Origin of the sequence: Bacillus cereus (assembly GCF_002567495.1) — a bacterium.
GTDB lineage: Bacteria > Bacillota > Bacilli > Bacillales > Bacillaceae_G > Bacillus_A > Bacillus_A cereus_AQ.
On the sequence record NZ_NVAP01000048.1, the window covers coordinates 62,853 to 78,869 of the forward strand.

The following is a 16,017-nucleotide window of genomic DNA, read 5'->3' on the forward strand; positions in this document are numbered from 1 at the left end:
GGATTGGTGAGAGAACTGGATACGAAAGGAAGAATTATATGGAGATAAAAGAAATCTCTGTTCCGCAACAAGGTGTTGTAGCGGACTATATGAACGGTAAAAAAGAGATACAGTCATGTTTTGATTATATGTTAACAGAAGATGCTTTTAAACAACGTTTACATGATTTGCGTGAAAGGGAGTTTTTCCGCCAAGATTTAGTAGCGCATTTATTAGAATATAATACAAAATTACAAGCGGGAGAATCTACACTTCAAAATGTAAAGGCGCTTGGAGATGAAAATACATATGTTGTTATAGCTGGACAACAAGCGGGGTTATTAACTGGACCGCTTTATACAATTCATAAAGTTATTTCAATTTTACAGCTTGCAAAGGAAAAGGAAGAAAGTTTAGGGGTTAAAGTTGTTCCTGTCTTCTGGATTGCTGGTGAAGACCATGATATGGATGAGATTAACCATACTTTTGTAACGAAAAATAAAAAAATGAAAAAGACTATTTTTTATGATCGTAATCCGAAAAAGGCGAGTGCTTCTGAGTCTGAGCTTTCTCCTGAAGACTGTAGAAATTGGATTGAAGAGATTTTTAAAACATACCCAGAAACGAATTTTACAAAGGATGTATTAAGATTTGTTGATGATGCTTTGAGTAAATCGAATACGTATGTAGATTTCTTTGCTCATCTTATTACGAAAATCTTTGCTAATTCTGGTTTAATTCTTGTTGATTCACACCATCCTGAATTAAGAAAGTTAGAAGTTCCGTTTTTCAAGCGAATTATAAGTAAGTATAAAGAGGTACAAGAGGGGCTTCGTAATCAGCAGGAAGTAATTAAAGAACTAGGATACAAACCGATTATTGAAACGAAGACTCATGCAGTACATGTATTCATGGAAATAGATAATGAACGAGTATTGCTTGAAGAGCATCAAGGTAAGTTTGTTGGAAAGGATGGGACGCATTCCTTTTCGTACGAAGAGTTGATTGAAGAAATGGAGAGAAATCCAGCACGTTTTAGTAATAATGTTGTAACACGTCCTCTTATGCAAGAGTATGTATTTCCTACGCTCGCATTTATTGGAGGTCCAGGGGAATTAGCTTATTGGAGTGAATTACAACAAGTATTCCATACTGTCGGTTTTCAAATGCCACCTGTCGTTCCTCGTCTTACAATTACGTATGTGGAGAGAGATGTAGCGACAGATTTATTCGATCTGCAATTGGAGGAAAGTGATCCGTTCTTCAATGATGTCGATAAACTGCGTGAAAACTGGTTGTCTAATCAAATAGAGGAACCGATTGATGATCAGTTTGAAAAGGCGAAAAAAGAAATTGCCGATATTCATACATCGTTACAACAATTTGTAAAGAAAATAGATTCGGGATTAAGTGCGTATGCAGGAAAAAACGAATTGAAAATTAATGAACAGATTGAACTATTAGAAAGAATGTTGAAAAGAAATGTTGAGAAAAAGCATGAAGTTCAGCTAAATAAATTCCGTCGTATACAATTCGCGCTTCGTCCATTAGGTGCACCGCAAGAGCGTGTATGGAATGTATGTTATTATTTAAATCAGTTTGGTTTGGATTTCGTTGATCGTGTAATGGAAAATCCTTTTTCTTGGGACGGAAAACATCATGTTATAAAACTATAAAATCTTGCTCTTTGGAGCAGGATTTTATTTTTATTCCGTTGAATTTACTGTGAAGTGATTTTTTTCTGAATTGTCAATCTACGAGTGTTGGATATTGTAATTGTGCAGGATACTTTAATATATGACAAAATAGCACAAAATGTAAACGTATTATTCGCTTTTTCGACAGTTTTTTATTTAAATTCCCGCAAAAGATGATAAAATTTAGTATATAATAAAAGAAAATAGCGATTTGTATAGTATGTTGCCTTTGTTGGTAAGTTAAATGAGTCGTTCTTTCGTAATTATTTCATTCTCTAAGCGTGAAATATGTGTTTAGAGGAAGGGATACATTCAACATAATTAATTGGAAAAAGAGTAGGTGCAACAATGTTTAAACACGTAACAGTGCTTTTAAAAGAAACAGTAGACGGCTTAGATATAAAGCCAGATGGTACATATGTAGATTGTACACTGGGGGGAGGAGGACATAGTTCTTATTTATTATCCCAATTAACTGAAGGTGGAAAATTAATAGCGTTTGATCAAGATGAGATAGCGATTCAAAACGCGAAAGAAAAGTTCTCTTCATACGGTGAACAGTTTATAACAGTAAAGAGTAACTTCCGTTATTTAGCTGAAAAACTGCAGGAATTAGGTATAACAGAAGTAGACGGTATTTTATTTGATTTAGGTGTTTCATCCCCACAATTAGATACACCAGAACGAGGCTTTAGTTATCATCATGATGCACCGTTAGATATGCGGATGGATCAAGATGCCCCATTAACAGCATATGATGTTGTGAATAGCTGGTCATATGAACAACTTGTAAGGATTTTCTTCCAATACGGTGAAGAGAAATTTTCAAAACAAATTGCAAGAAAAATTGAAGCTTATCGTGAGAATAAAGCTATTGAAACGACAGGGGAATTAGTAGAGCTAATTAAAGAAGGTATTCCGGCTCCTGCTCGTAGAACTGGTGGGCATCCTGCTAAGCGAGTGTTTCAGGCAATTCGTATAGCTGTAAATGATGAATTAAAAGTATTTGAAGAAGCATTGGAATCTGCCATTGAGATGGTTAAGCCGGGTGGAAGGGTTAGTGTTATAACATTCCATTCATTAGAAGATCGTATTTGTAAAACAACGTTTAAGCGAAATAGTACAACGCCGCAATTGCCGCCAGGATTACCGATTATTCCTGATGAATTTAAGCCGAAATTAAAGCTTATTACAAGAAAACCGATTTTACCTTCTGATATAGAGCTAGAAGAAAATAATCGTGCGCGTTCTGCGAAGTTGAGAATCGCTGAAAAACGATAAAAGGGAGAGAGAGGTATGACTAATTTAGCTGTAAAGTACAAACAACAAGCGCAAGAAGAGGTGCAAATTCAAACGCCCCCACAGCAGATGGTTAAGCCGAAAGTTAAAGCGAAAATTACAAGAATCGAAAAAATGTTGTATGTAGCGTTTATTGGCTTTTTATTGTATGCCTGTGTAGCGTTTATTGGAAATAAAGCGGGCCTTTATCAAGTTAATGTAGAAGCAGCGACGATAGAAGAGAAAATTGTACAGCAGCAAAAAGAAAATCAAGAATTACAAGCTGAAGTAGAGAAGTTAAGTCGCTATGAACGAATCGCTGAAGTTGCAAAAAAACACGGGCTAGAAATTAATGCGAATAATGTGAAAGGCCTCAAATAAGGCAATAGGTGTGATGGAAAGATGAAGAAGAATATGACTAAATTTCATACCAATAAGGGAGCAGGTTATTTTATGATATTTTTCCTCCTGCTCTTTTTGCTATTATTAGCCCGATTTTTTTACATACAATCAACAGGAACAGTGCATAATCAAGATTTAGATGCACTTGCTAAACAAAAGCATAGTAAAACAGGAGTTCTTGAAGCGAACCGAGGCACCATTTATGACCAAAACGGTCATGTATTAGCGCAAGACGCAAACTCTTATAAAATAGTAGCTGCGCTAAAAGGTGCTAAATCTGTTGAGAATAAAGAAGATACTGCAAAGAAAATTGCAGGAGTACTTGGAAAAGGCGAAGAGGATATTTTAGCTGCGTTAAATAAGGAAGGTAGAAGTCAAGTCGAATTTGGAACGTTAGGTAAGGATTTGACGAAAGAAAAGAAGGAACAAATAGAAGCGTTGAAGTTGCCGGGAATATCTTTTATTACAGAAAATGCAAGGGTGTACCCAAACGGTGATTTTGCATCTTACGTCATAGGTCATGCAAAACCAAATGATAATGGAACCTCGGTAGGTCAATTTGGCATAGAGAAAAGCTTGGATAAATACTTAAGTGCTTCTAACGGAGAAGTAGCTTATACAGGCGATCGCAAAGGTGTATCTCTCGATGGTGGAAAAGTGAATGTAAAGGCACCTAAAAATGGAGATAATGTATACTTAACAATGGATCAACGCATTCAAAGTTATTTAGAAGATGCGATGAAAGCAGCAAGTAAGCAATATGAACCAGAAAGTTTAATAGGGATTGTTGCAGATCCGAAAACTGGAAAAATATTAGCTATGTCTACTAAACCTAGTTATGACCCTAATGATCGTCAGATTAAATATTTCTTCAATGATGCGATTTCAAATGCATTTGAACCTGGATCAACAATGAAAATTTTTACATTAGCGGCAGCTATTAATGAAGGTGTGTACAAAGGACAAGATTATTATCAGTCTGGGACATATCAAGTCGGAAATAGGAAAATAAAAGATCATAATGGCGGTGCTGGTTGGGGTTCTATCACCTTTGATGAAGGGGTAGAGCGTTCTTCGAACGTAGCGTTTGCAATTTTAGGAGATCAAAAACTTGGTCCAGAACGTTTCCGAAAATATATTCATAGTTTTGGATTAGATGAAAAAACGAACATTGATTTATCAGATGAAGGATCAAATACAATTTTATTCGATCAGCAAATACAACAAGTGACAACAGCTTTTGGACAAGGTTCCACTGTAACACCAATCCAGCTTGTACAAGCTGCAACAGCTATTGCAAATGACGGGAAAATGATGAAACCTTATGCAATTGATAAAATTGTAGATCCGATAACAGGGAAAATAAAATTAGAACATAAGCCAGAAGAAGTAGGGAAACCTGTTACAAAGGAATCAGCAGCGCAAGTAAGACAGTTATTAGAACGTGTTGTTACATCTCCTAAAGGTACAGGGACAGCATATAAAATTGATGGATATTCAGTTGGTGGTAAAACAGGGACAGCGCAAATTCCTGATGGAAAAGGCGGCTATATGACAGGAAGACAGAATTATATATTCTCATTCTTAGGTATGGCACCGATGGACGATCCACAACTTGTTGTGTACGTAGCTGTTAAAAAGCCGAAATTAAAAGATGATGAGAACGGTGCACAGCCTTTAGCTGATATTTTTAAATATGTAACAAAAAATAGTTTAGAGTATTTAAAGATTAAGCCAAATGAAGTGAAAGATCCGAAAAAACATCTGAAAGAGCAACAAACTACTGTTCCGGATGTAACTGGTAAAACGATGGCTGAAGCTGGGAAAGCAATTGATAAAGCAAAACTTCGCCCAATCGTATTAGGTGAAGGGAAAGTACAGCAACAAGTACCAAAAGCGACTGAACAAACATTGAAAGGCGACCGAGTCTTTTTAGTGGGAGATAAGCCTACAATGCCAAATATACAAGGATGGGCACTGCGTGATGTTATGAATTTAGCGAAGACATTACAGCTTAACTTGAAACCTTCTGGTACTGGATACGTAACAGAACAAAGTGTGGCGGAAGGAACATTGTTACAGCCTGGTACAGAACTAGGCGTCACACTTGTACCGCCACTCGAACCACAACAAGAAGCAGAAAAACCGTAATGGTAAAAGAGAAGAAGTTCTAATTAAATAAGTACAAGCATATATTGGAACAAGCTAGGCGTAAGGGAGGCTTGTTCCAATATGCGTGTATCAAATGTAACAGTTAGAAAAAGACTTATTTTTATACTTATATCAGGTATACTTATTTTCACTATTATCGATATTCGTCTTGGATATGTGCAATTTTTTCTTGGGAATATGTTAACGGATCGTGCGAAAGATTCATGGAGTCGTAACATTACTTTTGAACCAGAACGTGGGAAGATTTTAGACCGAAATGGTGTGGAACTTGCCACGAATAAAAGTGCTCCAACTGTCTTTGTTGTACCGAGGCAAATTGAAAAACCAGCAGAGACTGCAGAGAAGTTAGCTGCAGTATTAGGTGTGGAAAAAGATGAGATTTATAAGAGGATTACAAAAAAAGAATCGATTGTAAGGTTAGATAAAGGCGGAAGGAAAATATCACATGACAAAGCGAAAGAGGTACGAGGATTAAGTTTGAAGGGCGTGTATATCGCAGAGGATTCTATCCGGTACTATCCATTTGGGAACTTTTTATCACATGTATTAGGTTTTGCAGGTAGCGATAACCAAGGTCTTATGGGACTAGAAAAATATTATGATAAAGAGTTAAATGGGGACAAAGGTCATGTGCGTTTTTTTGCAGATGCGAAAGGGCAAAGGATGCCTAATGTTGGTGATGATTTCAAAAAACCAGAAGCCGGTTTAAATTTAGGATTAACAATCGATGCGCGTATTACAAGGATTATGGAAAGAGAAATGAATATTGCGGAGTCGACGTATAATCCAGACGGTATGATTGCAATTGCAATGAATCCAAAAAATGGTGAAATTCTAGGTATGTCTAGTCGACCGAGTTTTGATCCAGCGGATTTTCAAAGTGTCTCTCCAGAAGTGTATAACAGAAATCTACCTGTGTGGAGTACGTATGAGCCTGGTTCAACATTTAAGATCATTACATTAGCTGCAGCATTGAATGAAAATTTAGTAGACTTAGAGAAGGATACGTTTTATGATGATGGAGCAGCTGAAGTCGGTGGAGCTAGATTGAAATGCTGGAAAGCAGGAGGCCATGGCAGTCAAACGTTTTTAGAAGTCGTTCAAAACTCATGTAACCCGGGATTTATTGAACTTGGTGATCGCCTTGGTAAAGACCGATTATTCAAATACATTCGTAATTTTGGTTTTGGGCAGAAGACTGGAATTGATTTGCAAGGTGAAGGTAGCGGGATTTTATTTAATTTAGATAAAGTTGGTCCAGTCGAGCAAGCAACAACTTCATTCGGCCAAGGGGTTTCTGTTACACCAATCCAACAAGTAGCAGCTGTAGCGGCGGCTGTAAATGGTGGAACATTGTATCAGCCGTATATAGCTAAGGAGTTTATTGATCCGAAAAATAATCAAGTTGTAAGTAAAAAGACACCTGTTGAGAAAAGAAAAGTTATTTCCAAGGAAACTTCAGAAAAAGTTCGTTATGCATTAGAGAATGTTGTAGCGAAAGGTTCTGGTAAAGGAGCTTACATTGATGGATATCGTGTAGGTGGAAAAACGGGTACTGCTCAAAAGGTGAAAGATGGTAAATATTTAGAGAATAATTATATAGTATCTTTTATCGGATTTGCTCCAGCGGATGATCCAGAGATTGTTGTGTATGTTGCTGTTGATAATCCAAAAGGGGTTACACAGTTTGGCGGAGTGGTAGCAGCTCCAATTGTCGGGAATATTCTTCGAGATGCGCTTCCTGTTATGGGAGTGAAACCGAGAAAAGAACAAGTTGAGAAAGAATATAAATGGGGCGATACACCAACTGTGGAAGTTCCGAATTTAATTGGAATGAAAAAGAAAGACTTACAAACACAACTCGTCGATTTGAAGCTTGATATAAGTGGAGATGGAGAGAAAGTAATTAAGCAATCACCAGAAGCGGGAGCTAAAGTAAAAGAAGGCTCAAAAATTAGAATTTACTTCGGGAATTAAAGGTAACATAGTACGTTTTATGGTACAATTGGTGGAAGTGAGTTCTTTATAGAACAGTTACTTAACTTGAGACAGTAAGTGTCTCATTCATAAATAGGCTAGTAGCACTTACCTCCTTATATAGGAGGTAATGTGTTGCTTACTGAAAAAAAGATAAATAAACAATGTAGAGAGGGTTTAGTGAAATGAAGTTGCATACACTTTTATCATGTTTGCATGATTTTCCAGTTGTTCCAAAAGAAAATCCAGAAATCACATCTATTGAAGCTGATTCACGTAAAGTGAAAGAGGGAAGCTTGTTTGTATGTATGAAAGGATATACGGTTGATAGCCATGATTTTGCTAAGCAAGCAGCGGCACAAGGAGCGGCTGCTATTGTTGCGGAAAGACCAATTGATGTTGACGTTCCAGTTGTACTTGTGAAAAATACTTTTCGTTCGTTAGCGGTTTTAGCTGATTATTTTTATGGTCAACCAACACACAAGTTACATTTAATCGGAATTACAGGTACAAATGGAAAGACAACAACATCGCATATTATGGATGAGATTATGCGAGCACATGGTCATAAAACAGGGCTAATTGGAACGATTAATATGAAAATCGGTGATGAAACATTTGAGGTGAAAAATACAACACCAGATGCACTAACACTTCAACAGACGTTTTCAAAAATGGTTGAACAAGGTGTGGACAGCACGGTAATGGAAGTTTCGTCACATGCGTTAGATCTTGGTCGTGTACACGGATGTGATTACGATGTAGCGGTGTTTACAAATTTAACACAAGATCATTTAGACTATCATAAAACGATGGAAGAATATAAACATGCAAAAGGGTTACTATTTGCACAGCTTGGCAATAGTTATAACCATAATCGTGAAAAGTACGCTGTGCTGAATAGCGATGATAATGTAACAGAAGAGTATATGAGAAGTACTGCAGCAACAGTTGTAACATATGGTATTGATACAACAAGTGACATTATGGCAAAAAATATTGTTATGACGAGTGGCGGGACTACATTTACGCTTGTCACACCGTATGAAAGTGTAAATGTTACGATGAAATTAATAGGTAAATTTAATGTATATAACGTACTTGCAGCAACAGCAGCAGGACTTGTTTCGGGTGTGAAATTAGAAACAATCATTGCAGTTATAAAAGAACTAGCTGGGGTTCCGGGGCGTTTTGAAGTTGTTGATGGCGGACAAAATTATACAGTTATTGTTGATTACGCACATACGCCGGATAGTTTAGAGAATGTATTAAAAACTGCAAAACAATTTGCAAAAGGTGATGTGTATTGTATCGTTGGTTGTGGCGGCGATAGGGACCGAACAAAGAGACCGATAATGGCAAGTGTTGCAACAAAATATGCAACTCATGCAATTTATACATCAGACAATCCAAGAAGTGAAGATCCAGCGGCTATTTTAGATGATATGGTACATGGTGCAAGTGGGAATAATTATGAAGTGATTATTGATAGAAAAGAAGCAATACACCATGCAATCGCTAAAGCGAAAACAGATGATATCATTATTATTGCTGGTAAGGGTCATGAAACGTATCAAATTATTGGTAAAGAAGTGCATCATTTTGATGACCGTGAAGTTGCTAAAGAAGCAATTACGGGGCGTTTAAACAACGAAGAGTAACAACGTGAGAGGAGGACTACATGTGCTTGAGCAAGGTTTATTAGTAACGGCTGGGGTAGCATTCTTAATTTCTGTTGCCCTTTCGCCGTTGTTTATTCCATTTTTAAGAAAATTAAAGTTCGGACAGAGTATTCGTGATGAGGGACCGAAGTCACATCAAAAAAAATCAGGAACACCAACAATGGGTGGTATTGTCATATACGTATCTATGATGGTGACAACTTTAATAATGGCAATTAAGTTTAATAAATTAGGTGCAGAGGTTTCATTATTATTGTTAGTAACATTTGGTTATGGATTGATTGGGTTTTTAGATGACTACATAAAGGTAGTTAAAAAAAGAAATCTTGGTTTAACATCAAAACAAAAACTAGCAGGGCAGCTTGTTATTGCAATTGCGTTCTTTTTAATTGGAAAAGGGCAAGCGTTTCACACATATATCATGATTCCAGGTACGGATGTTAAGTTTGAATTAAGCTGGGCTTATTTTGTTCTAGTATTATTTATGCTAATCGGTGGCTCGAATGCGGTTAACTTAACTGATGGTTTAGATGGTTTATTATCAGGAACAGCAGCTATTGCATTTGGAGCGTTTAGTATTATCGCAGTAGCACAAGAACAATTTGCAGTTGCGATATTCTGTATGGCAGTTGTCGGAGCAGTACTTGGATTTTTAGTATTTAACGCGAATCCAGCAAAAGTATTTATGGGAGATACAGGTTCCTTAGCTTTAGGTGGAGCTATCGCAGCTGTAGCAATTTTATTAAAACAGGAATTGCTACTTGTAATTATTGGTGGAGTATTCGTAATGGAAACTTTATCTGTTATTATTCAAGTTATTTCGTTTAAAACAACAGGAAAACGTGTCTTTAAAATGAGTCCATTACACCATCATTATGAATTATGTGGTTGGTCAGAATGGCGCGTTGTTGTAACGTTTTGGTCTGTAGGATTTTTATTAGCTGTGTTAGGAATTTATATCGGGGTGTGGATGTAATTGAAAACTGTAACTGAATTTCAAAATAAAAATATTCTTGTATTAGGCATTGCAAAGAGTGGTTATGCAGCGGCTACTTTGTTACAAAAATTAGGGGCGAATGTCATTGTAAATGACGGGAAGCCTTTAGCAGACAATGTACTTGCTGCAGAATTACAAGCAAAAGGAATGGACGTTGTATGCGGTGGCCATCCTTTAGAATTATTAGAGAGAAATATTTCTCTTGTTGTTAAAAATCCAGGAATCCCGTATTCTAATCCAATATTAGTTGCTGCGAAAGAAAAGCAAATTCCAATTGTTACGGAAGTTGAATTAGCATATTGTATTTCAAAAGCACCATTTGTTGGAATTACAGGGTCTAATGGTAAAACGACGACAACAATGCTGACATTTGAAATGTTAAAAGAAGGACAAAAGCATCCTGTTATTGCAGGGAATATAGGAACTGTGGCTTGTGAAGTAGCACAGGATGCAAAAGAAAATGAAGTTGTAGTTACAGAACTTTCATCGTTCCAATTGATGGGAGTAGAATCGTTCCAACCTAAAATTGCAGCGTTCTTAAACTTATTTGAAGCCCACTTAGATTATCATGGGACGAAGAAGGAATATGGTTTAGCAAAAGCAAATATTTTTAAAAACCAAACAGAAAACGATTATAGTGTAATAAATGCGGATGATGCAGAGGTGATGGCTTTATCTGCGGATACTAAAGGCCAAAAAATCCTGTTTTCGACAACGAAAGAAATTGAAGATGGCGCGTGTATCAGAGATAACGCTCTTTATTTCAAAGGAGAAAAAGTTGTTGAAGTAAGCGATATCGTTTTACCTGGTCAACATAATCTAGAAAATATTTTAGCTGCGGTGAGTATTGCGAAGTTATTAGGTACTTCTAATGAAGCAATTACGGTCGTGTTAAAACGTTTTACAGGTGTAAAACATCGTTTGGAATATGTAACAACGATCAACAACCGTAAGTTTTATAATGATTCAAAAGCAACGAATATGTTAGCGACTGAGAAAGCACTATCTGCGTTCACACAACCGATTGTGTTACTAGCAGGTGGGCTTGATCGCGGAAATGAATTCGATGATTTAATTCCGTATTTCAAAAATGTAAAAGCGATTGTAACATTTGGACAAACAGCTCCAAAACTAGTAAGAGCGGCAGAAAAAGCGGGATTAGATATAATTGAAAGTGTCGATACTTTAGATGAAGCAGTGGTGAAAGCTTATGCTCATTCTAAAGATGGTGATGTTGTTCTTCTTTCTCCAGCATGTGCAAGCTGGGATCAATTTAAAACATTTGAAGAAAGAGGAGACATTTTTATACAAGCTGTGCATAAACTTATATAAAGTAAATCAAAACATCAGTAGGCTAACACCTACTGATGTTTTGTTACATAGGGCAAAAGGTTCTGCCTAAAGAGGTGGTGTTTGTGGGTAATGAAGAAAACGCCTGATTTTATTCTCATCATCGTAACACTTTCATTGTTGACAATCGGAATGATTATGGTTTATAGTGCGAGTGCAGTTTGGGCCTCTTATAAAATGGGGGACTCATTCTTTTTTGCAAAAAGACAATTACTGTTTGCGAGTCTTGGTGTAGTAGCTATGTTTTTTATTATGAAAATTGATTATTGGGTGTGGCGTACGTATTCAAAAGTAATTTTGCTAGTTTGCTTTATTCTTCTTATTCTCGTTCTTATTCCTGGAGTAGGTCTTGTTCGAGGAGGAGCACGAAGTTGGATTGGAATCGGAGCATTTTCGATTCAACCGTCAGAATTTATGAAGTTTGCGATGATTATTTTCTTGGCAAAATTTTTAGCGGAACGGCAAAAATTAATTACATCTTTTAAACGTGGTTTATTACCGGCTCTTAGTTTTGTGTTTCTTGCTTTTGGGATGATTATGTTACAGCCAGACCTTGGGACAGGAACGGTAATGGTTGGGACATGTATCATTATGATATTTATTTCGGGAGCGAGGGTCTTTCACTTTGCAATGTTTGGTTTGATTGGTGTAGCAGGATTTGTAGGGTTAATTGCATCAGCACCGTATCGAATGAAACGCATTACATCATATTTAGATCCGTGGTCAGATCCGCTTGGAAGTGGATTTCAAATTATCCAATCATTACTCGCAATTGGACCTGGTGGATTATTTGGGCTTGGACTTGGACAAAGTAGACAAAAATTTCTTTATTTACCCGAACCACAAACAGACTTTATATTTGCGATCTTATCCGAGGAATTAGGTTTTATTGGTGGTTCATTTGTGTTATTATTATTTAGTCTATTATTATGGCGCGGGATTCGTATCGCATTAGGAGCGCCAGATTTATATGGTACGTTTTTAGCAGTAGGTATTGTGGCGATGATTGCGATTCAAGTAATGATTAATGTTGGTGTTGTAACAGGACTGATGCCCGTTACGGGTATTACCTTGCCGTTTTTAAGTTATGGTGGATCAAGTTTGACATTAATGTTAATGGCAGTGGGTGTATTATTAAATATAAGTCGCCATTCTCGCTACTAAACCCTGTTTATAAGACAGGGTTTTTCGTATGTGTGTAAAAATGCAATATGTATATAGAAATAAATACAATGGAAATAAGAAAAGAGAAGCGGAGGAGTTAGTAGTGCGTGTATTAGTAAGCGGTGGGGGTACTGGTGGTCATATTTATCCAGCTCTTGCTTTAATTAGAGAAATAAAAAAGTTAAATCCAGAAGCAAGATTTTTATATATTGGTACGGAAAATGGATTAGAGAGTACAATCGTTCCAAAAGCAGGTATACCATTTCAATCTATTGTTATAAGTGGATTTAAACGAAAAATATCACTAGATAATGTGAAAACGGTGATGCGTTTTCTAAAAGGTGTACAGGATAGTAAACGATATATTCGTCGTTTTAATCCAGATATCGTAATTGGAACGGGTGGATATGTATGTGGACCAGTTGTATACGCTGCAGCAAAATTAGGTATTCCAACTATTGTACATGAACAAAATAGTGTACCAGGTGTAACGAACAAATTTTTAAGCCGTTATGTTGATAAAGTTGCTGTTTGCTTTGAAGCAGCTGTAGAACATTTTCCAGAGTCAAAAGTGGTAATGACAGGTAATCCACGAGCATCAGAGGTAATGGATCAAAATGGAATGAAAGGGAAACGTTCAGTTGGGCTTTCTCTTCCTAAAAAGTCTGTACTTATATTTGGTGGAAGTCGTGGGGCTAGACCGATTAACGATGCCTTCGTTGAAGCAATTGAACAGTTTGGGAACAAAAGCTACGAAATACTATATGTAACAGGTGAAGTACATTATGACAAAGTGATGGAAGCCGTGAAACAAAAAGGGAATCCAAACAATGTTATTATTAAGCCGTTCATTCATAATATGCCAGAGGTACTAACTGGCGTAGACCTTGTTGTTTCAAGGGCTGGAGCAACAACACTTGCAGAATTAACAGCGTTAGGAAAGCCAAGTGTGTTAATACCGAGTCCGTACGTAACGAATAATCATCAGGAAAAGAATGCACGTTCAGTTGTTGATAAAGGAGCGGCAAAAATGTTACTCGAAAAAGATTTAACAGCTGAAACGCTTATTCGTGATATTGATGAAATTTTATTAGATGCACAAACGTTACAAAATATGAAGCTAGCTGCTAAACAACTAGGTATTCCAGATGCAGCAAATAAGCTGTATGAAGTAATGAATACACTTGTGAAAAAATAATGTCTAGCTTTAATCAGTGGGAAGTGATCCTTTCCCGTTGATTATTATCCTTCACCAATCGAGTGTTTACGGGCAGCCCGACTTTAGCCTAATTTCTTTGTTGTCGCCTAATTTTGATTTAGGAGTCGTACTGCCCGCAAATAGAGGGATAACGTTAGGTGAACGCCCTGCATATTATTGTCATAAGGAGACTTAATATGGGGGAGATTGTCTATGGAACAATTAGTAAATGAGCTTATAGAAGCAGATGTTGGTCGCGTTTTAGTTAACGAGTCGTTAGCACGTTATACAACTATGAAAATAGGTGGACCAGCGGACATTTTAATTGTGCCAAAGCATGTAGCCGGTATTGAAAAAACGTTACAGTTAGTAAAGCAATACAAAACGAAGTGGACTGTAATTGGTCGCGGTTCAAACCTTCTTGTATCTGATCAAGGTATAGAAGGTGTTGTTATTCGTCTAGGAGAAGGATTAGATCACTTAGAGGTCGAAAAACATAAGGTAAGAGTTGGTAGTGGATATCCTCTTATTAAATTGTCAACTTTACTTAGTCGTCAAGGGTTAGCTGGATTGGAGTTTGCAAGTGGTATTCCAGGAAGTGTCGGTGGTGCAGTATATATGAATGCAGGTGCACATAAATCAGATATATCCAATGTATTATCGAAGGCTCTTATTCTGTTTGAAGACGGTACAATTGACTGGTTAACGAATAAAGAACTGGAGTTTTCTTATCGGGCATCTGTATTGCAAACGAAACGTCCTGGTATTGTTTTAGAGGCGGAGTTTCAATTACAGGCGGGAGAACGTGAAGAAATTGTACGTAGCATGCAAAATAATAAAGATTACCGCCGTGAAACGCAACCATGGAACCACCCTTGTGCAGGAAGTGTATTTCGGAATCCAATCCCACATTTTGCAGGAGATTTAGTTGAAAAAGCAGGGCTTCGCGGTTATAGAATAGGTGGAGCTCAAATTTCTGAAATGCATGGCAATTTTATTGTTAATACCGGGGGAGCTTCAGCACAAGATGTATTGTCCTTAATTGAATTAATAAAACATACAATTAAGGATAAATTTGATTTAGATATGCACACAGAAGTAGAAATCATTGGAAGATAACGGTTATTCGTTCCGCTCATTATCATTTATGTTATAATAAGAAGATAAGAACGGCATGAGGAACATGCCGTTCTTTATGTTACATAGGGGGATCGTACATGAATAATAGTAAAGTGATTAAACTACAAGATCGTGTACCAAAATTAAAAAATCAAAAGAAAAAGAACAAAAAAAATGTTAATCATCGATTGATTTTATACATATCAATTTTATTTTTATTAGTGCTCTTTTTAATTTATTTTCGGTCGCCGCTTAGTAATATAAAAAAGATTAGTGTGTTTGGAAATCACTATATGACGGATGAGCAAGTAATGAAGGATTCCGGCGTAACATATGATACAAGTTATTTCCGAGTGACAGCACATAAAGCTGAAGAAAACTTAACGAAGCGAAAAGAAATTAAAGCAGTAAATGTAAAAAAACGTTTTCCAAACAAGATTGATATTCATATCGAAGAATATGTAACGATTGGTTATATAAATAAAGAAGGAAAATTACAACCGTTATTAGAGAATGGAAAAACGCTTGATATACTACCGAATGGAAAACTTCCTGTGGCAGCACCGATTTTCGAACCTTTTAAAGAAGAGAAAATGAAGGAATTAATCGCTGAACTAGAAAAATTAACACCAGCTATTTTAAAATCTATTTCGGAGATTCGCTATTCACCAACGAATGCGAATGAAGACCATCTTACTTTATATATGAATGAAGGTTATGAAGTGAGCACTACGATTCAAAATTTCGCAAAACGTATGGAAGCCTATCCGCTTATTTTAAAAACAATTGAGCCAGGTAAGAAGGTATTAATTGACTTAGAAGTAGGTGCATATACGAAAGAATTAGGTGCGGAAGAAAAAAAAGAATAGAACGGTAGTTTTCGCTGCTTATAGTAGAAAAAACGAAACAAACGTTCTATTATGTGTATACGAATTTAGAAGAATGGTTCATTTGATGAAAAATATGTAAAAATTCTTAGATTCATACTAGTATTGGTACAAG

The 16,017-nt window shown here is 36.6% G+C and carries 12 protein-coding genes; all 12 read left to right on the plus strand.

What is annotated here, in order from left to right; genetic code table 11:
- The first annotated feature begins 38 nt into the window (after positions 1-38).
- The 12 genes from bshC to divIB all read left to right on the plus strand — a co-directional run bounded on the left by bshC (position 39) and on the right by divIB (position 15,884).
- Entirely contained in the window at positions 39-1,655 is a 1,617-nt protein-coding gene (gene bshC, locus COK05_RS23675; protein WP_098614492.1) for a bacillithiol biosynthesis cysteine-adding enzyme BshC, read from the plus strand.
- Between the two features lie 369 nt (positions 1,656-2,024).
- Positions 2,025-2,957 (plus strand): 16S rRNA (cytosine(1402)-N(4))-methyltransferase RsmH, encoded by a 933-nt coding sequence (gene rsmH, locus COK05_RS23680; RefSeq protein ID WP_098614493.1) that lies wholly within the window; start codon positions 2,025-2,027, stop codon positions 2,955-2,957.
- A 15-nt stretch (positions 2,958-2,972) separates the two neighbouring features.
- Positions 2,973-3,335 carry a cell division protein FtsL gene (gene ftsL / locus COK05_RS23685; protein WP_098614494.1) on the plus strand — a complete coding sequence of 121 codons (363 nt, stop codon included), beginning with the start codon at positions 2,973-2,975 and terminating at the stop codon, positions 3,333-3,335.
- A 21-nt stretch (positions 3,336-3,356) separates the two neighbouring features.
- The gene (locus COK05_RS23690) at positions 3,357-5,507 is read left to right on the plus strand and encodes a penicillin-binding protein (RefSeq protein WP_098614495.1); all 2,151 of its coding nucleotides are present in this window, start codon (positions 3,357-3,359) and stop codon (positions 5,505-5,507) included.
- Positions 5,508-5,588: 81 nt separating this feature from the next.
- A complete protein-coding gene (locus tag COK05_RS23695) occupies positions 5,589-7,505 on the plus strand; it encodes a stage V sporulation protein D (protein ID WP_001266234.1) in 1,917 nt (638 codons plus the stop codon).
- A 185-nt stretch (positions 7,506-7,690) separates the two neighbouring features.
- Positions 7,691-9,166, plus strand: a complete 1,476-nt coding sequence (gene murE / locus COK05_RS23700; protein ID WP_098614496.1) for a UDP-N-acetylmuramoyl-L-alanyl-D-glutamate--2,6-diaminopimelate ligase — start codon at positions 7,691-7,693, stop codon at positions 9,164-9,166.
- 22 nt (positions 9,167-9,188) lie between these two features.
- The gene (mraY, locus tag COK05_RS23705) at positions 9,189-10,163 is read left to right on the plus strand and encodes a phospho-N-acetylmuramoyl-pentapeptide-transferase (RefSeq protein ID WP_098614497.1); all 975 of its coding nucleotides are present in this window, start codon (positions 9,189-9,191) and stop codon (positions 10,161-10,163) included.
- Positions 10,164-11,516 carry a UDP-N-acetylmuramoyl-L-alanine--D-glutamate ligase gene (gene murD / locus COK05_RS23710; protein ID WP_098614498.1) on the plus strand — a complete coding sequence of 451 codons (1,353 nt, stop codon included), beginning with the start codon at positions 10,164-10,166 and terminating at the stop codon, positions 11,514-11,516.
- Between the two features lie 90 nt (positions 11,517-11,606).
- Positions 11,607-12,698 (plus strand): stage V sporulation protein E, encoded by a 1,092-nt coding sequence (gene spoVE, locus COK05_RS23715; RefSeq protein ID WP_098614565.1) that lies wholly within the window; start codon positions 11,607-11,609, stop codon positions 12,696-12,698.
- A gap of 103 nt (positions 12,699-12,801) precedes the next feature.
- Positions 12,802-13,896 (plus strand): undecaprenyldiphospho-muramoylpentapeptide beta-N-acetylglucosaminyltransferase, encoded by a 1,095-nt coding sequence (gene murG, locus COK05_RS23720; RefSeq protein WP_098614566.1) that lies wholly within the window; start codon positions 12,802-12,804, stop codon positions 13,894-13,896.
- 213 nt (positions 13,897-14,109) lie between these two features.
- Complete coding sequence (murB, locus tag COK05_RS23725; RefSeq protein ID WP_098614499.1) at positions 14,110-15,015, plus strand: UDP-N-acetylmuramate dehydrogenase; 906 nt, start codon at positions 14,110-14,112, stop codon at positions 15,013-15,015.
- A gap of 98 nt (positions 15,016-15,113) precedes the next feature.
- On the plus strand, positions 15,114-15,884 hold the full coding sequence (gene divIB, locus COK05_RS23730; RefSeq protein ID WP_098614500.1) for a cell division protein DivIB: 771 nt from the start codon (positions 15,114-15,116) through the stop codon (positions 15,882-15,884).
- Positions 15,885-16,017: the final 133 nt, after the last annotated feature.